General features: G+C 70.7%; 17 protein-coding genes and 1 tRNA gene. 9 read left to right on the forward strand and 9 right to left on the reverse strand.

Features of this window, described 5'->3' with window-relative positions:
* Window positions 1–88: 88 nt before the first annotated feature.
* From GWK61_RS07960 to GWK61_RS07970, 3 genes are all read left to right on the forward strand, one after another.
* The gene (locus GWK61_RS07960) at window positions 89–976 is read left to right on the forward strand and encodes a TetR/AcrR family transcriptional regulator (protein WP_194906583.1); all 888 of its coding nucleotides are present in this window, start codon (window positions 89–91) and stop codon (window positions 974–976) included.
* 184 nt (window positions 977–1160) lie between these two features.
* Entirely contained in the window at window positions 1161–1775 is a 615-nt protein-coding gene (locus GWK61_RS07965) for a DUF6230 family protein (protein WP_194906585.1), read from the forward strand.
* 3 nt (window positions 1776–1778) lie between these two features.
* Window positions 1779–2246 (forward strand): DUF6114 domain-containing protein, encoded by a 468-nt coding sequence (locus tag GWK61_RS07970; protein WP_194906586.1) that lies wholly within the window; start codon window positions 1779–1781, stop codon window positions 2244–2246.
* Window positions 2247–2290: 44 nt separating this feature from the next.
* Here the strand turns inward: GWK61_RS07970 and GWK61_RS07975 are convergent, their stop codons facing one another.
* Together GWK61_RS07975 and GWK61_RS07980 are read right to left on the reverse strand one after the other, a co-directional pair.
* On the reverse strand, window positions 2291–3559 hold the full coding sequence (locus tag GWK61_RS07975; protein ID WP_194906588.1) for an FAD-binding oxidoreductase: 1269 nt from the start codon (window positions 3557–3559) through the stop codon (window positions 2291–2293).
* Window positions 3553–5055 carry an FAD-linked oxidase C-terminal domain-containing protein gene (locus tag GWK61_RS07980; RefSeq protein WP_323747457.1) on the reverse strand — a complete coding sequence of 501 codons (1503 nt, stop codon included), beginning with the start codon at window positions 5053–5055 and terminating at the stop codon, window positions 3553–3555. The genes GWK61_RS07975 and GWK61_RS07980 overlap by 7 nt, the downstream gene beginning before the upstream one ends.
* 265 nt (window positions 5056–5320) lie before the next feature.
* Between GWK61_RS07980 and GWK61_RS07985 the strand changes: the two genes are divergently transcribed.
* On the forward strand, window positions 5321–6352 hold the full coding sequence (locus GWK61_RS07985) for a GlxA family transcriptional regulator (protein WP_194906590.1): 1032 nt from the start codon (window positions 5321–5323) through the stop codon (window positions 6350–6352).
* Window positions 6353–6370: 18 nt separating this feature from the next.
* Here GWK61_RS07985 and GWK61_RS07990 read toward each other — a convergent pair whose 3' ends face one another.
* Window positions 6371–6745 (reverse strand): cupin domain-containing protein, encoded by a 375-nt coding sequence (locus tag GWK61_RS07990; protein ID WP_194906592.1) that lies wholly within the window; start codon window positions 6743–6745, stop codon window positions 6371–6373.
* A 123-nt stretch (window positions 6746–6868) separates the two neighbouring features.
* Between GWK61_RS07990 and orn the strand changes: the two genes are divergently transcribed.
* The 3 genes from orn to GWK61_RS08005 all read left to right on the forward strand — a co-directional run bounded on the left by orn (window position 6869) and on the right by GWK61_RS08005 (window position 9176).
* A complete protein-coding gene (orn, locus tag GWK61_RS07995; protein WP_194906595.1) occupies window positions 6869–7519 on the forward strand; it encodes an oligoribonuclease in 651 nt (216 codons plus the stop codon).
* A gap of 129 nt (window positions 7520–7648) precedes the next feature.
* A tRNA-His gene (locus tag GWK61_RS08000) sits at window positions 7649–7723 on the forward strand.
* A gap of 100 nt (window positions 7724–7823) precedes the next feature.
* On the forward strand, window positions 7824–9176 hold the full coding sequence (locus GWK61_RS08005) for a (Fe-S)-binding protein (protein ID WP_194906598.1): 1353 nt from the start codon (window positions 7824–7826) through the stop codon (window positions 9174–9176).
* A gap of 87 nt (window positions 9177–9263) precedes the next feature.
* Here GWK61_RS08005 and GWK61_RS08010 read toward each other — a convergent pair whose 3' ends face one another.
* Window positions 9264–10400: a hypothetical protein gene (locus GWK61_RS08010; RefSeq protein ID WP_194906600.1), complete on the reverse strand. Its 1137-nt coding sequence runs from the start codon at window positions 10398–10400 to the stop codon at window positions 9264–9266.
* Between the two features lie 273 nt (window positions 10401–10673).
* Between GWK61_RS08010 and asnB the strand changes: the two genes are divergently transcribed.
* Window positions 10674–13364, forward strand: a complete 2691-nt coding sequence (asnB, locus tag GWK61_RS08015) for an asparagine synthase (glutamine-hydrolyzing) (protein ID WP_194906602.1) — start codon at window positions 10674–10676, stop codon at window positions 13362–13364.
* A gap of 166 nt (window positions 13365–13530) precedes the next feature.
* Here asnB and GWK61_RS08020 read toward each other — a convergent pair whose 3' ends face one another.
* A complete protein-coding gene (locus GWK61_RS08020) occupies window positions 13531–13722 on the reverse strand; it encodes a hypothetical protein (protein ID WP_194906604.1) in 192 nt (63 codons plus the stop codon).
* A gap of 158 nt (window positions 13723–13880) precedes the next feature.
* Here GWK61_RS08020 and GWK61_RS08025 point away from each other — a divergent pair, with 158 nt between their 5' ends.
* The gene (locus GWK61_RS08025) at window positions 13881–14468 is read left to right on the forward strand and encodes an SMI1/KNR4 family protein (RefSeq protein ID WP_194906606.1); all 588 of its coding nucleotides are present in this window, start codon (window positions 13881–13883) and stop codon (window positions 14466–14468) included.
* 223 nt (window positions 14469–14691) lie between these two features.
* On the opposite strand, the gene GWK61_RS08030 is transcribed toward GWK61_RS08025, so the two are convergent.
* The 4 genes from GWK61_RS08030 to GWK61_RS08045 all read right to left on the reverse strand — a co-directional run bounded on the left by GWK61_RS08030 (window position 14692) and on the right by GWK61_RS08045 (window position 17304).
* Window positions 14692–15144: a MarR family winged helix-turn-helix transcriptional regulator gene (locus GWK61_RS08030; RefSeq protein ID WP_194906608.1), complete on the reverse strand. Its 453-nt coding sequence runs from the start codon at window positions 15142–15144 to the stop codon at window positions 14692–14694.
* Window positions 15141–15668: an SRPBCC family protein gene (locus GWK61_RS08035; RefSeq protein ID WP_194906610.1), complete on the reverse strand. Its 528-nt coding sequence runs from the start codon at window positions 15666–15668 to the stop codon at window positions 15141–15143. The genes GWK61_RS08030 and GWK61_RS08035 overlap by 4 nt, the downstream gene beginning before the upstream one ends.
* Before the next feature lie 65 nt (window positions 15669–15733).
* Window positions 15734–16213: a carboxymuconolactone decarboxylase family protein gene (locus GWK61_RS08040; protein WP_194906612.1), complete on the reverse strand. Its 480-nt coding sequence runs from the start codon at window positions 16211–16213 to the stop codon at window positions 15734–15736.
* Window positions 16210–17304: an NAD(P)H-dependent amine dehydrogenase family protein gene (locus tag GWK61_RS08045; protein ID WP_194906658.1), complete on the reverse strand. Its 1095-nt coding sequence runs from the start codon at window positions 17302–17304 to the stop codon at window positions 16210–16212. The genes GWK61_RS08040 and GWK61_RS08045 overlap by 4 nt, the downstream gene beginning before the upstream one ends.

The raw sequence follows: 17304 nt of genomic DNA on the forward strand, positions 1-17304 counted from the left end.
ACAGATCACACTCTGATACCGGCCGGTAACAAAACCCGTGGGAGTTGTAACTCCGCGGAGTTCTCCAGTCAAGCCCCCGGGGGAGAAGATGCCTGTTTCACCCGTTCTGGCCCCGCTGCCCGGCGCGCGTTCCCCGCGTGATCCGCAGCGGGCGATCAAACGCGGGCCCAGCCGGGTGCCGCGCGAGCAGGTCGTGGCGACGCAGCGGGACCGGCTGTACGACGGCCTGGTCCGCACGGTCGCCGAGCGCGGCTACGCGAACGCCTCGGTCAGCGACATCTGCCGGGTCTCCGGCGTCACGCGGCCGGCGTTCTATGAGCACTTCGAAAGCAAGCAGGGGGCGTTCCTGGCCGCCTACCGGCACGGGACCGATGTGCTATTCGCGATGCTGCGCCACGCTTTCCGCGACGCGGTCGACATCGACGAGGTCCGCATCGACGAGGTCGTAGACGGCGCTGATGCTGTCACCGCGCACGCCGCCGACGACGTCACCGCCGCCGCCGACATCCCCTGCCCCGCCGCCGAGTACGAGACCGACGTCGAGACCTGGACCCGTGCCACCAGCGCGGTTCTCAGCGTCCTGCTGGACGTCCTGGCCAGCGTCCCGGCCTTCGCCACAACCGCGATCGTCGAGATCGACGCCGTCGGCCCGGCCGGCCGCCAGGCCCGCTCCGAGCGCCTGCGCGACTTCGAGGCCTTCTTCGCCCTGGCCCCGGCCACGCCGCCGGCCGTGGACCGCGGGGAGCTGGTGAACGCGGTGGTCGCCGGCGCCTACGGCACCCTCTACCGGTACATCGCCAACGGCCGCGCGACCGAACTGCCGAACCTGCTGCCTCATCTGGTGTATTTCGTCGTCGCGCCCTTCGTCGGCCCCGAGATCGCCGCGAAGGCCTCGCACGCCGCCCTGGCAGATCATCCGCGCTCGGTCGCCCCGTGCGTCCCGCCGCAGGCCGACGCCGGTATCGGCAGCGACTGAATCAGCGCCCGAACAATCAGGTTCCGAACGGTTGACCGATTCAAAACCCTGAGAGTATGTTACCCGTCAGTCACCTAGCAGGTGACTCATGTCACATTCCAGCCGTGCCGGTGCTGGTTCCATCTCGTCCAGGCGATCGCGCCGGCATCACCTGCGCCTGGTGACAGGAACGGAAGGGAGCCGAATGGCGACGAAATCCGTCAAGCCCGAAGGCAAAGTCCGCTACCGTCGCGCCGCGATACCCGGAGTGGCCGCCCTGGCCACCACCGGCGCACTCGTGATCCTGACGGCGCAGGGCGCGCTCGGCGTGCAGTTCGCGATCTCGGGCATGCCGTTCGTGGTGACCGCGAGCCACCTGCACGGGTCGAACTTCCAGCAGTACGGCGACCTGGACCACGGGCTGCCGGGCAACCCCTGGCTGAAGAAGACCAACGGCCAGGCCGTGGTCATGACCTCGGTGATCGGCGACGCGCAGATCACCAACCTGTGCCAGAGCGTCAACCTGGTCGGCATCAACCTGGTGATCAGGGCCGGCACCGGCTCCACGCCGGTGCACGCCACCAATCTGGTGCTGGACTCGACGGACCTGTCCGGCGACGCGACGTTCAACAACATCCAGATCGGCCGCGACGCCAGCACCCTGACCGAGGTCCCGTCCATCGAGGGCCACCCGTTCACCTTCGCGCAGCAGGCAGACACGGTCGACATCGACAACGTCCGCCAGGACAGCTACGCGACCACCGCATCGACGTTCTCGCTGCCGGGCCTGAGCATGAGCTTCCAGAGCAATGGCTGCTGAACGGTGACAGAACACGAAGAAGGCGCGCTCCTCTTCCCGGAGGCCCCGGCCCCCGAGGAGCACGGAGGAGCGCGCCGTGCCTTCCGGCACTGGCGCCGCACCCGCCCCTTCTGGGGCGGCCTACTGGTGGGCCTGGGCGGCGGCGAAATGCTGGCGCTCTACCACGCCGCCATGAAGGTCACGATCCACATGGGCATGTACGGCCTGGCCGGTTACGCGGTCCCGGTCTTGCTGGTGGTGCTCGGCCTGTGCCTGATTTTCGACCCGATGCACCGCACCTTCTACTCGGTGCTGTCCCTGCTGTTCGCCGTGGCCAGCTGGATGACCAGCAACCTCGGCGGCTTCCTGATCGGCATGCTGCTGGCGATGGTCGGCGCCTCCCTGGCGTTCGGCTGGACCGAGGCCGAGCAGCCCGAGGAAGAGCCGGTGCGGCAGCCGGAGAATGTCACCGGGGGACTGCCGACCGCCTGACGTACGCAGCAAAAATCGCCTGTAATCCCAGACCAACACACCCCTCAAAACCAAGGCGCGAACCGCCCCGGAGCAAACCGATTCTCCGGATCGAAGTTCCCCTTAACCCGCCGCATCACCTCCACGCTCCCCGGCGCGCGCCCCCAGGACTCCACCATCGCGTCCACTCCCGGGCGCCGTCGCCGCAGCATCACGAAGCCGCCGACCGCCTCGACCGAGGCGCGCCAGTTCTTCACCACCTCCGCGTGCGCCTTCGCATCGGCGCCCGTGATGCGCACCGTGTAGGCGCCGGTCGCCGGGCTGCACGTCAGCAGCGCCTTGACCCCCGCCCGATCCGCCCACGCCGACAGCGCTCCGACCAGCGCCGGATCGACGCCGGGCCGGGTGGCCGCGCGCATCACCGTGTCTCCGGGTTCTGCGACGACCCGCGCCGCGTGCGACTCCCAGAAGCTGTGCGCCTCACCTTCATCCAGTTCCGCCAGACTCCCCGTGAGCATCGAGCGCGCCGCCGCCGCCCGCGCCGCGGCGCCGTCGGCGGTTCCGTCGAAGCGCACCGCCAGGACCTGCTCCGGCTCGCACCATTCCACCGCCGTCGGTTCGATCGCCGACTTCGTCAGCGCCCACGTCGCCCGCTGCGCCGAGGCGGTGTCGACGTCGCGCACCATCACCGTGCGGGAGGTCTGGGGGAGCGGGTGCACCCGCAGCACGAGTTCGACCACCACCCCCAGCGTCCCCAGCGATCCGTGGCACAGCTTCGCCAGGTCGTATCCCGCCACGTTCTTGATGACGTGCCCGCCGCTCTTGGCGATCGCGCCGTCCGGGAACACCATCGTCGCGCCGATGACCAGCTCCCGCAGCGACCCGTACGCCATGCGCCGCGGCCCCGCGTCGCCGGTGGCCAGCAGCCCGCCGATCGTCGCCTCCGAGCGCGCCGGGTCGTACGGCAGCCACTGCCCGTGCTCGGCCAGCTCCTCCTGGAGCACGTCCAGCCGGATCCCGCCCTGGACGTGCACCGTCATGTCCGCGGGCCGGTAGTCCAGCACCCGGTCCATGCCGGCCAGCGACACCATGGTGCGTGCGTCCCGCACCGGGGCGCCCCACGTGGTCGCCGTGCCCGTACCGCGTATCAACACCGCGCCGTTCGTGGTGACGGCGTCGCGCAGGTCCTTCACCGTCGTCGGCGTGATCGAGCGCGGGCCGGGGGACGCCTCGGCGCCCGGCGTGCCGTCGGCCGACGAGCCGTGGGACGCCGACGAGCCGCCGGCGGACGAATGCCCGCCGGGCGTGGATGCGGAGGAGGAAGCGCCTACCATCTCTGGATCTTTCCGGTCTCTTCAAGCGGGTGCGGCTGATGGGCCCCGGCCCGGGCCTCGCCGCACAACGCGGGAGTCGGGAACACCTTGTTGGGGTTGCACAGCCCTGACGGGTCGAACGCGGCACGCAGACGGTCCATCGCCGCCAGGTCCGCGGGGGAGAACATTTTGGGCATCGAGCACGCTTTGTCCACGCCGATCCCGTGCTCGCCGGACAGCGATCCGCCGAGTGCGACGCACAGCTCCGCGATCGCCGCGGCGAGCGCTTCGGCGGCCGGACCCTCGCCGTCCGATTCGCGGTACAAAACGAGGGGATGGAGGTTTCCATCGCCCGCGTGGAACACATTGGCAACACGCAACCCTGCGGCCGAAGAAAGGTCCGCAATTCCGGCCAATGCCTCAGCGAGCCGGGTCCGCGGTACGACTCCGTCTTGCAAAAGGAATTCCGGAGAGAGCCTTCCCATCGCCGCGAACGCGGCCTTGCGACCGGCCCAGATCGCCGCGCGCTCGGCATCGTCCGCGGCGATGCGCAGCCGGGTGCAGGCGTGTTCCGAACACAGGGCGCTGACCTGCTCGAACAGCTCCGCGCACTCCTCGGCGGGGCCGTCCAGCTCGATGATGAGCGAGGCCGCCGCCTCCCGGTCGTAGCCGGCGTGCACGGCGTCCTCACAGGCGCGAATGGCCAGGTTGTCCATCATCTCGATGGCCGCGGGCACGATCCCGGCGGCGATGACCGCGCTGACCGTCTCGCACGCCGAGGGCACGTCCGGGAAGTCCGCGACGAGCGTCCGGACCACCTCCGGTTTCCGCAGCAGCCGCACCGCGATCCGGGTGGCCACACCGCACGTTCCCTCGGCGCCGACGAACACTCCGCGCAGGTCATAGCCGGGTGCGTCATAACAAGGTGCTTCTATGTCATCCGAGCCGAGCACCACAGTCGTGCCGTCCGGCAGCACCGTTTCGACCGCGAGCACATGATGCGAGGTGAAGCCGTATTTCAGGCAGTGCGCGCCCCCGGAGTTCTCCGCGACGTTGCCGCCGATCGTGCACACCACCTGTGACGAGGGATCGGGCGCGTAGTAGAGCCCGAATCCGGCGACCGCCGCGCTGATCGACAGGTTGGTCGCGCCCGGCTCCACGACGGCCACCATCCGGTCCGGATCCACATCAAGTATCCGGTTGAGCTTTGCTAATGCGATGACGACCCCTGATTCAGCCGGCAGCGCGCCCCCGGACAAACCGGTCCCGGCGCCGCGTGCGACGTACGGGACGCCGTGCCGCAGGCACGCCCGGACGATCGGGGCGACCTGGGAGCGATCGGCGGGGAGCAGGACCAGACCGGGCAAAACGCGGTGCGCGGTGAGCGCGTCGGTCTCGTACGCTCGGCGTTCGGCCTCGCCGGAGAGCACGCGCAGCGTCGGACCGCACTCGCCGCGCAGGTCAGCCAGGACCGCGTCGAGCTTTCGCCGCCGGTCCGCAGCGGCTTGCTCATCCACCCGCCGTGCCCCTTTCTGCCGTCCCCCGCGATGTAATAGATCACTACAGATTATTAGTAGGGCAGCACACATCACCATTGTGCGCCACCCGTGTGAGCCCCGGCGGGGCGTCCGGCGCGGGTGGACACCCGTGCCCCGATCATGTATGTGTTCTGATAATCACCGGCCCGGCACGGCTTCCGCTCCAAGTCGCTTTTGCCTTTGCGCACAAAGGAAAATGGCTCGTTCCGACGATCCATCTGGACCAGAGAGGTCAGCCCGCCGAATGACACTGACTGCCCCCCGCCCGCGCCTGGCCCCCACGCGCGACCGGGGTACCGTCGCCGTCCTGCTGTTCCGGGACGCCCCCTTGTTCGAGTCCTCGATACCGATCTCGGTGTTCGGGGTCGACCGGCGCGTCATGGGCCTGCCGTACTACCGGTTACTGGTGTGCGCAGGTGAAGCCGGGCCGTTGGCCACCACCGGCTCCCTGCGCATCTCCACGCCGTTCGGGCTGTCGGGGGCCGATCAGGCCGGCACCGTGATCGTGCCGGCGTGGCGGGCGCCCGGCGAGCGGCCCCCGGAACCGGCGCTGGCCGCGGTGCGCAAGGCTCACAAGGAGGGCGCGCGGCTGGCCGCGTTCGACTCTGGGGTCTTCGTCCTCGCCGCGGCCGGCGTCCTGGACGGCCGAGGGGCCACCACGCACTGGATGTACGCGCCGGCCCTGGCCCGCCACCACCGCAGGGTGAAGGTGGACGCCCGCTCGATGCAGATCGACCACGGCGACGTGGTCACCGGGGCCGGCGCCGCGGCCGGCCTGGACCTGTGTCTGTACCTGGTCCGGATGGACCACGGCGCCGAGGCCGCCAGCGCGCTGGCCCGCCGCCTGGTGGTGGGCCCGGGGCGGCGCAGCGGCCAGGCCGCCTACTTCGACCGGCACCTGCCCTCCGAACTCGGCGCCGGCACGCCGATCGGCGACGCGATGTCCTGGGCCCTGGACCACCTGGCCGAACCGTTCGACGTGGACGAGTTCGCCAAACACTCCGCGATGTCCCGCCGGACCTTCGACCGCCGCTTCCTGGAGGTCACCGGCACCACGCCGCTGCGCTGGGTGAACTCCCAGCGGGTGATCGCCGCCCAGCGCATCCTGGAGTCCACCGACCTGCCGGTGGACGAGGTGGCCCGGCGCTCCGGGTTCGCCTCGGGACCGGCGATGCGCGCCAACTTCCTACGGGTGCTCGGCACCCAGCCCGCGCGTTATCGCGAGGCCTACCTGGCGTCCCGGGCCAGGGGCGGCCGCGAAGGCCGCGACGGGTAGGGCCCGCTCTTCCCGGCCCTACTGAGCCCACGGCGGCGCGAACGCCGCGCCGCCGACGGTCGCGTTCATTCCAACGGACGTGACGGCGGTGAGCACCGCCGGGCTCTCGGGGCTGGCGTTGCCCAGCCGCAGGGTGGTGTGCGGCGGCACGATGACCGCGTCCCCGGGGCCGGCGTGCACCTCGCGGTCCCCGACGGTGGCCAGCACGGCGCCGCTGACGACGACGAAGACCTCCTCGCGGTCCATGCTGTGCGGCTGGCTGCGGGCGCCGGGCTCCAGGTCGAGGGCCCAGATCGCGAGTTCGGTGCTGCCGCGCGACGGGACCGCGAGCGGGCGGAAGGTGAAGCCGTCGAGGTCGAAACGCGGGGCCTCGGCGAGGGTGGACAAGGGCATGGCTGTCTCCGGTTCGCATTGATCGTCAACAAGGTTGTCGATCTCAGCCTAGGAGGCCGCCGCCCAGATGGTCAACACAGTTGTCGATCCCGGTCCGACCCCCACCCCCACTAGGGTGGAAGCATGAGTGACAGGCTGGTGTGGATCGACTGCGAGATGACCGGGCTCGACCTGGACAAGGACGCTCTGATCGAGGTGGCCGTCCTGGTCACGGACTCGGAGCTGAACGTCCTGGGGGACGGGGTCGACGTGGTGGTCGCGCCACCGGCCGACGACCTGCCGGGCCTGCTCGCCGGCATGGTGGACGTGGTCCGCGAGATGCACACCGCCTCCGGGCTGCTGGAGGAACTGGCGGACGGGATCCCCATGGCCGAGGCCGAGGGGCGCGTCCTGGCCTACGTCCGCGAACACGTCCCGGAGGCCGGCAAGGCGCAGCTGGCAGGCAACTCCGTCGGCACCGACCGCGGCTTCCTGGCCCGCGACATGCCCGAGCTCGAACAGCACCTGCACTACCGCATCGTGGACGTCTCCTCGATCAAGGAACTGGCCCGCCGCTGGTACCCGCGCGTCTACTTCAACGCACCGAAGAAGACAGGCAATCACCGCGCCCTGGGCGACATCCGCGACTCCATCGCCGAACTCCGCTACTACCGCGACGCGATCTTCGTCCCGCAGCCCGGCCCGGACTCGGAGACCGCGCGCACCCTCGCCGGCCGGATCGAGGCACAGGAAACGGCTGCGGCCGCCGCCGCGGCGGCCCGCGCGGAGTCCTGACCTCCCGATCGGGTCCTCCGGGACGCGGCCTAAAGGGTTGTGCAGAGCACCGCCGGATCCATGTATGCTTGGCGGTGCCAGCGCGGTGCGGGACACGGGAGACCGGAGCTTCGCGACGCGGCGGTGCATGGTGGGCGTAGCTCAGTTGGTAGAGTCCTGGGTTGTGATCCCAGTTGTCGCGGGTTCGAGCCCCGTCGCTCACCCTCCATGGAGCGGTCCCTGATCTCGATGAGAGCAGGGACCGTTGCTGTGTTTGCTGAAGATCTGTGTTCAGCTGGATCTTCCGATCAGTACACTGCCCAGCATGGGCGAGAACCTGGACGACCTGACCGCCAAGTGCGTCCACTGCGGCTTCTGCCTCCCGGCCTGTCCCACCTACGCCCTCACCGGTGACGAGAACGACTCCCCGCGCGGCCGCATCCACCTGATGCGCCAGGTGATCGAGGGCAAGGCCGAACTCGACGACTCCGTCTCCGAACACATCGACTCCTGCCTGGGCTGCCTGTCCTGCGTGAGCGCGTGCCCCTCCGGCGTCCAATACGACCGGATCATCGAGGAGTTCCGCCCCGAAGTCGAGCAGGCCTACGCCGAGCACCGCGGCGACCGGGCCTTCCGGGAGCTCGTGTTCGGCCTGTTCCCGCACCCGGCACGGCTGCGGGTCGCGGCGCTCGGCGCGGTCGCGTACCGCCGGACGGGTGGCGCGGCGCTGGTCCGTTCCAGTGGACTGCTGCGGCGCTTCCCCAAGCTCGGCGCCATGGAGGCGCTGATGCCGGACACCACGCTGCGCAAGGCGTGGAGCAGGCTGCCGGCCAGCAACCGGCCGCGGGGGGAGCGGCGCGCGACCGTGGCGATGATCTCCGGCTGCGTGCAGCGGGTGTTCTTCAGCGACGTCAACGCCGCGACCGCGCGGGTGCTGCAGGCCGAGGGCTGCCACGTCGTGGTGCCGGAGCAGGGCTGCTGCGGTGCCCTGTCGCTGCACGCCGGGCGCGAGGAGGAGGCCAAGCGCTACGCGCGGCGGCTGATCGACGTCTTCCGGCGCCCGGCGTCCGCCTCGTCGGCGACGGTGGCGCTGGGCAACCTCGACGCGGTCGTGGTCAACGTCGCCGGCTGCGGCTCCACACTGAAGCAGTACGGCGAACTGCTCGCCGACGACCCCGACTACGCCGAACCGGCCGCGGAGTTCGCGGCGAAGATCCGCGACGTCTCCGAGGTCCTGGCCGACCTCGAACCGCGCGCCGAACGCCACCCGATCGAGGCTCGGGTCGCCTACCACGACGCCTGCCACCTGGCGCACGGCCAGGGCGTGCGGGCGCAGCCGCGCAAGCTGCTGAACGACATCCCGGGCCTGGAAGTGGTCGAGCCGGCGGAGGCCGCGTTCTGCTGCGGCTCGGCGGGTGTGCACAACCTGGTGCGACCGGAGGCCGCGGAGGAACTGGGACGGCGCAAGGCCGAGCGCGTCCGGGCCACGAACCCCGACCTGGTCGCCACCGGCAACCCCGGCTGCCTGCTGCAGATCCAGCGGCACCTCGGCGACGACACCCCGGTGCTGCACCCGATCGAGATCATCGACGCCTCGATCCGGGGGCTGAGGCTCAATCCGCGGCGGGTGCGGCCGCGCCGTTCGGGGAGCGACTCAGCCAGCGATTCAGCCGACTGAGTCGCCGACCGGCTGCCGCGAGAAGACCTCGGCGCGGCGGTGGCGGTCAGGGCACGCCGGTCAGTCCGCTCACTCCGGTCAGCGTGCTCAGTCCGAAGTGGCCTGCTCGATCCGTCGTCGCCTCCACGCCGGCCACCACCGGTCCAGCAGGAAGTAGGTGATGATGCCCAGGCTGATCGCCACCAGGTGCTCGCGCCCGGCCAGGTTCGGCAGGATCGCCGCCTCGCCGCCCATCGACACCGCGGTCAGCGCCACCACCCAGTACGTCCGCAGCCGCAGCGCCAGGTAGATCAGCAGCGCCACCACCGCGACCGAGGGGCCGGTGTCGACCTGGAAGTTGTCGATCTGCGGGGTGCCGATGTGCAGCCAGTTGCTGGCGTAGACCATCAGCCGGGCGGCCATCGAGGTGACCGCGCTGGTGATCATCGCGATCGCGATCATCTTCTTCCAGCCCAGCCAGCACTCCGCGATCCCGAAGGCGATCAGCACCTGCGCCATCGCGCCCCAGGCCGGCAGGTCCGGGGCCGGAGCGAACAGGGACAGCGGGAGCTGCGGGAGCAGCTTCCAGATCGGCTCGCCCTGGCGCACGCCGGCCACGTCCAGCACGAACGCCAGCCCGGTGGGCCGGATCAGCTCCAGGATCCACAGCACACCGATGGTCGCCACGCACGTCAGCGTGGCCGGGATCGCCATCAGGCGCTTGGTGCGGACCTCGCGGACCGGGACCGAGAAGAACACGACCATGTCGCGCACGAAGGTGCGGACCACGGCCACGGCCGCGCGGACCACCGGGTTGCGCCGCGGCGCCGCGTCCGGGTCGACGGCGGCGAGGTACGGGTCGGTGGCGAGATCTGTGTTGGTGGTGAGAGCTGTGTCGTCGGCAAGATCTGTGTTGGCGGTGAGATCTGTGTCGTCGGCAAGATCCGTGTCGTCGGCGACGGCGTTGAGGTTCGTGGCGGCAGAGAGATCTACGGCGGCACGGTTCGCATCGGCGGTGGGCTTCGCGGCAGCGAGACCGTCGGCGGCAGCACGGTCGGCCTCGGCATCTGCGGCAAGCGCGGTCCGGACGGGGTCGCCGCCGCTGAGCCCGCCGAGCCCACTGCGCCCACTGAGCCCGCCGGTCGCGCCGCCGGGTGCCTCCACTGGCTCCCCGGGTTCGCGGCCCGCCCCGGAACCGGCGTCGAGCGGGTCCTGCGCTCTGTCGGTCACGGTCTCATTCGCCATCGTCGTCCCCCCGGATCGGTAGCCGTGGCGTCCGGCATGGGCGGATGCGCTGGAAATTCGCCTCCGACTCCGATGGTAGCAACGTCGGAAGATCCCACGCCGGGCCGGGCGCCCACACCGATCTCACAGGTGCCGGCGGCGTCGGGACAGGTCACGGGGTACCTCTGCCCGCTCGAAGATCACACTACTCGACGTCGCACGGGCGTCACCCGCTCGTCGTATAGGTTTGGCTCAGCGCGGCAGGTTCTATTACGGCGAGGAGTGGCACGGTACATGTGCGGTATCGCGGGTGTCTTCGGGGCTCATGACGAGGCCATGCTCAAGCGGATGGGCGACGCCATCGCCCACCGGGGGCCCGACGGCGAGGGCCTGGTTTCGTTCGGCAGCACAGCCAGTGACGGGGCCGCCGTCGGTTACGCCCACCGCCGCCTGGCGATCATCGACCGGGCCCACGGCGACCAGCCCTTCCTCACCGAGGACGGCCGCTACGCCGCCGTCTACAACGGCGAGGTCTACAACTACCGGGAGCTGATGGCCGAGCTGGAAGCCCTCGGCCACACCTTCCGCACGGTCTGCGACACCGAGGTCGTGGTCCGCGCCTTCGCCGAGTGGGGCGAGGCGGCCTTCGACCGGTTCAACGGCATGTTCGCGGTGGCCATCCACGACACCGAGACCGGCAAGAGCTACCTGGCGCGCGACCACTTCGGCATCAAGCCGCTCTACCTGGCCTCGGTCACCGGCGCCGACGACAGCCACCGCCTGGTCTTCGGCTCGGAGATCAAGGCGATCCTGGCCTCGGGCCTGGTCGAGGCGGCCCCGGACGACGCCACCCTCTTCCGCTACCTGCGCTTCCGTATCCACGAGGACTCCGACCGCACGTTCTTCGCCGGGATCGAGAAGGTCCGCCCCGGCGAGGTCGTCGTCATCGACGGCGCCGACGTGCAGCGCCGCATGTTCACCACGCTGCGCGAGGACCTGCTGGCCGACGGCCCGGCTCGGGCGTTCACCAAGGACACCACCAAGGAGTTCAAGGAGCGGCTGACCGAGTCGATCCGGATGCGCCTGGTCGGTGAGGTGCCGGTGGGCACCGCGCTGTCCGGGGGCCTGGACTCCTCGACCGTGGTCGCGGTCATCAGCAAGCTGATGAAGCAGCACGCGCAGGACGTGGAGTCGGTCGGCGCGACGCAGAACAGCTTCTCCGCGGTGTTCCCGGGCAGCGTCAACGATGAAGAGCGCTACGTTGATGCGGTCATGGCCAAGACTGCTTCTGACAGTGGCCCCATCGAGTGCCACAAGATCCACCCGAACCCGGACGAGTTCCTGGAAGACCTCGCCGACTTCGTGCGCACGCAGGAAGAGCCGACCATCTCCACCGGCCCCTACGCGCAGTACAAGGTCATGCAGGAGGCCACCAAGCACGTCACCGTCCTGCTCGACGGCCAGGGCGCGGACGAGATGATGGCCGGCTACCTGCCGTACTACTTCGTCTACCTGCGCCAGCTGCGCAAGCAGAAGCAGTACACGAAGCTGATGCGCGAGGTCGTCTCCTCCACCGACGTGCTGTCCCGCTACGGCAAGCAGGTCGTGCGCGGCAAGATCGGCCTGGACAAGCCGGTGGACATCCGGCAGATGCTGGACAAGGGCTTCGCCAAGCAGCACAAGGGCGAGACGTTCAGCCCGGTCCCGGACGACCTGCGGGCCCGCCTGGTCGAGGACATCTTCGCCAACTCCCTGCCCTCGCTGCTGCGCTACGAGGACCGCAACACCATGCGGTTCTCGCTGGAGGGCCGCGTGCCCTTCCTGGACTTCAACCTGGTGCGCTACCTGTTCACGCTGGAGCCCGAGGCGATCATCAAGGGCGGCTGGAACAAGAAGATCCTGCGCGACTCGGTGCGCGGCCTGCTGCCGGACCAGATCGTCGACCGCCGCAACAAGATCGGCTTCACCACGCCGGAGCGCGAGTGGTTCCTGCGCATCAAGAACCACGTGCACACGGTGTTCCGCTCGGACTCCTTCGGCTCGCGGCCGTACTTCGACCAGGCCTCGGTGCTGCGCGCGTTCGAGGAGTTCATCTCCGGCAAGAACAGCGACACCATGCTGTTCTGGCGGATGCTGAACGTCGAGCTGTGGCTGCGCACGTTCGTGGACGCCCCCGGCACCCACATCGACTCCACGACCTCGGCGGCCAAGGAGTACTTCGCGGCCAACCCCGGCAAGGAGATCGCGATCAGCACCGCGTCCAGCGGACAGGTGCTGCGCTTCCCGATCCAGACCGACGCCTTCGCCAAGGGCGACGACTTCCACACCAAGATCTCCGAGTACGGCGCCGAGTTCGCGACCCGGGCCGCGGAGTCCGACGACCACGCCGAGGCGCTGAACAGCCCCTGGTTCCTGGCGGTCAGCGAGAAGGTGGTCGCCATCTCGCAGGGCCGCAGCTACTTCCTGTGGGAGATCAAGCCCTCCTTCGCGGCCCGCAAGCTGCAGAAGTTCGTGGTCCGCACCCCCGCCGGCATCGGCCTGGGCTCCCCGGAGACCATGCAGCTGGCGATCCAGGAGGCGGGCCTGGCCCGGATCGTGGCCGCCTCGGCGGCCGGCGCGGTCGGCAAGGTCGTGGGCCGCAAGGGCCTGTTCTACCAGCTGGCCGGCCCCGCGGTGCGGGCGATCGACGGGCCGACGCAGTACTCGCTGTACCCGTCGAACGTCTCGGCGAAGCTGGCCCCGGCCGACCCCGGCAAGGCCGCCTCGGAGCTGTCCGACCGGCTGCGCAGGGCGCTGCCGAAGCAGGCTGCTGACACCTTCCAGGGCGTGGCCATCATCGACGCCAACGACCTGGGCTGCAACATCCTGGGCCAGGCCACCACGGTCGCCGAGGAGAAGATCGCGGAGATCTTCAAGGACAACCCGCTGGGGCAGGGCGCGCAGCGCACGCCGCTGGCCGTGGTGGTGCTGCCCAAGCAGAAGTAGGCAGAAGCAGCGCCTGGGGCGTCCGGGTTCGCAGCGCCCTGAGTCACAAGCACCGGAAGGCTCGGTTCCCTGCAACGGCAGGGGATCGGGCCTTCCAGCGTTCTGCGGTGCCTCAGTCGTTCAGTCGCTCAGCCCCTCGGTTCCTCAGCCTCTCAGCCTCTCAGCGTCAGCTGATCTCGTGGAACGCGTGATAGTGGCTCTCGGCCCACTGTTGGGCCTCCTCATGCGTCCGCTGCCCCGGCGAGCGTGTGGTGCACTCCTCGCACTGTGCACGCCACGGCCAGCCGCCCCACGTGTGGACGATGCTCACCGGACCCCACTCGTTGCCTTGACGCTCGCGTTCGATGACCGTGTTCATCGACACACCCTCCCTCGCGCCTCGCAACCCATTTCACCAGGACCGCGCCCTCCGGCGCCATCGGATATACCCCTAGGGAGCGCGCCACCGGCCCGCGACACCGAGACGGTCCCCGTGAGGCTGGAGTAGACGGCCCGGGCGCGGCTAATCTACGGCTCGTGACTATCGAAGACGACGACGACCTCGCCCTGCCCGCGGCGCTGGCCGCGATAGCCGCGATCGGCTTCCCCCCGGAGGCCGACGAGGACGCCCACGGCGACGACGAGCGCGACGAGCCCGACGAGGACGACGCCCCCGAGCACCCCCCGGTGGACTTCGAGCCCTTCGAGGAGTTCCTGGACTCCGAGGACACCGCCGACTGGTTCCGCGGCTGGACCGGCAACCCGGACGCCGACGCCGAGCAGTTCCGGGTCTTCGGCCAGACCGCCGACGGCGGCTACGCGGCCTTCTGGCTGGTCCGCGAGGACGCGCCGCTGGCCGAGCAGCCGATCGTGTTCCTGGGCCCGGAGGGCGAGACCGGCGTGGTCGCCTGCGACCTGCCCTCGTTCCTGTGGCTGGTGGCCGACGGCTCGGGCCCCTACGAAGCCGTGGAGCACCCGACCCGCCGCTCCAACCCGCACCCGGAGTTCACGGCCGTCGCCGAGAAGCACGCCGGGACGGACCGGATGACGGCCCGCGAGGTGGTCGCGGCGGCCCGGGACGAGTTCCCGGACTTCGAGGACACCATGGTGGAGCTCTCGCGCTGAGGGCGGGTTCCCGTGCGACCGACGCGACCGACGCGACCGACGCGACCGATGCGGACGATGCGGACGATGCGACCGATGCGACCGATGCGGACGGCGCCGCCGCATCGGTCCGGAGCGGCGGCTGGTGGCGGCGCAGCCGACCGCGGCGCCGGAGATGCCCTCCAGCTTCGCGGCGCGGCCGGCCAGGTCCTCGGCAGGCCGCCGCATCGGTCCGGCGCGGGTATCAGGGCCCTGTCCCGTCGGCATCGCGGAGTTCGGCGATGGCGCGCAGCGCATCGCGCATCCGTGCCGGATCGGCGCCGAACATCCGCGTGTCCAGGTCGCGGACGGCCTGGATCGCCTGACGTGCCAGGACGCGGCCCTCGCTCGTGAGCGTCAGGCGCAAAGCCCGGGCGTCGGACCGGTCGTTGTCCCGCGCGATCAGCCCACGGCCCTGCAGGGTGCGCACCACGCGCGAGGTCATCTGGCGGTCGCAGCCGGCGTGCTCGGCGACCTGCGCCTGAGTCGGCGGACCCGCGGTGCCCTCCAGCCATCCGGTCGTGGCCAGGAGCATGAACTGGGTGTGCGTCAGATCGAAGGGTCCGAGCGCGGTCTCCATGCGAGCCCGCCAGGTCAGCGCGGCGTGGTGGAGCCAGAAGCCCGGCGAGGCCAGGGGTCCGGAGTCCGCTGCGCTCACGCGGCGGCCCGTTCCCCGCCAGCCTGGTCCCCGTCAACCTGCTCCGCGCCAGCCTGTCCCGCGCCAGCCTGTCCCGCGCCAGCCTGTTCCCCGCCGGCGCGGCCGGCCCGCCGCGCGGCCTCGGCCTCCAGCGCGGCGAAAGTCAGAAGCATGTCCCGGCGCATCCGGCGGCCGAAGTGCAGGCGGAACAGCGGCACCAGCGGCCCGGTCACCCAAACGGTCTTGACGCAGCGGACCCGTCCGCCGGGCAGGACCTCGAAGGTGTTCAGGCCCCTGATCCTGCCTCCGGGCAGGGCGCACTCGGAGCCGAAGCGGTGCGGTGCCTCGGCCTCGGTGACGGTCCACTCGGTCGCCGGGCCGCCGTTCGGCTTCGACCATCCGACGGCGCCGGCCTCGAACGGGCCGTCCAGGCGCGCCTCCTGCTCGTGCGGATCCCAGCTCGGCCGGTTGTCCACGTCGGTGGCCACGGTCCACAGCACGGCGATGTCGCCCCGGACTTCGGCCTCGGCGGTGATCTGGTACATCGGGTTCCCCTCCCGGATCGGTATGGTGTCGCGACACCAAATATAGATGGTGTCGCGACACCAAATCAACCCCCGGGGAGCACGCACACCGCGTCGATGCCCAGCACGTGGTTGAGCCGCCCGAAAGCCAGCCACGACCCCAGGCACATCGTCAGCTCCACCACCTCGGCCTGCGAGTACGCCGCGAGCATCCGCTCCCAGAACTCCTCGTCCAGACCGTGGTGGTCCTGCGCGTACCGCTCGGCGTACTCGGCGGCCAGCCGGGTCCGCTCGTCGAAGCCCTCGGCGGTGCGCCACTCGGCGACCGCCGCGTCGAACCCGTCCTCGACCTTCGCCCCGTCGCGCTCGGTGCGCCAGTCCAGGCAGAACAGGCAGCCGTTGATCTGGGCGACGCGCAGCCGCGCCGCCTCGAACTCGCGCAGGCCCAACGTCGTGTGCTGATACACCGCCATCGAGAACGCCGCCGCCGCGGGGCCGATGCCGGGCACCATCTCGCCCCACACGTAGCCGATCGGCTCTTTGCCCTCGGGGATGTCGATGATCACTGCTCTGTCCCTTCCGTCGACCACCTGACGCCGGCCGCCGGCGTGATCGGCACGTCCAGCGCGTCGTAGAGCCCCGGCTCGCGCCCGGCCAGCCACCCGATGGCGCCGACCAGCCGTCCGACGGCCGTGGCGTTCCCGCCCGCCGACCGGTTCCCGCCCTCGTCCGCGGCCTCCACCGTGACCTCGATCCGCGGCCGCCCCTCGATCACCACGCGGTGCGCCCCGACGCCGTCCGGCGCCTGCGGCCACTGCGGCGCCACCGAGCCGTGGATGCGGGTCACGTGCTCGATCACGATCCGGGGCACGCCCCCGATCTCGCCCCGCACCTCGAACCGCACCCCGCCCTGCGTGTCCGCCGCGAACTTCCCCATCGTCGCGGTCTCGACGTCCTCGGCCAGCGGCGCGCGCTCGACGTGCTCCGAGATCCCCGACAGCTCCGCCCCCAGCGCCCGCGCCATCAGCCGGAGCTGCCCGCCCCACACCATCGTGGGCACGCCCGGCGCGGTCATCAGCGGCTCGTACTCCATCGGCTGCCCCATGCCGACCAGGTACCGGACCGAGTCCTCCTGGTCGTACGTCGAGTAGTCGAAGATCTCCTGGCAGCGCACCGCCTCGATCCGGGTCCCCAGCCCGGTCAGCATCAGCGGCAGCACGTCGTTGGCCCACCCCGGGTCCACGCCCGAGGCGAACAGCGACCCGCCGCCCTCGGCCACCGCCGCGAGCACCCGCTCGCGTTGGTCCGGCGGCGCGCTGCGCGGATCGTAGAACGCGTACAAAGCCGGCGTGACCACGATCGCGCCGGCCCGGACGGCGCGGACCACGTCGTCCAGCGCCTCCTCGGGGCGCACGTCGCCGGAGGCCGCGTAGACCACGGCCCTCGCGCCGCGCAGCGCCGCCTCGATGTCGGACGTCACGGACGTCGCCGCGACCCCGAGCGCGTGCTCCAGGCCCGCCAGCTCCCCGGCGTCGCGTCCGGCCTTCGCCGGGTCGTGCACCAGCACGGCGCACAACGCCAGCCCGGGGCGTGCGGCGACCGCTCGGATCGCCGCACGCCCGATGTTCCCGGTGCCCCACACCAGGGTGGGTATCAG

The sequence above is a fragment of the Catenulispora rubra genome, assembly GCF_015356825.1.
In the GTDB taxonomy this organism is placed as follows: Bacteria; Actinomycetota; Actinomycetes; order Streptomycetales; family Catenulisporaceae; genus Catenulispora; species Catenulispora rubra.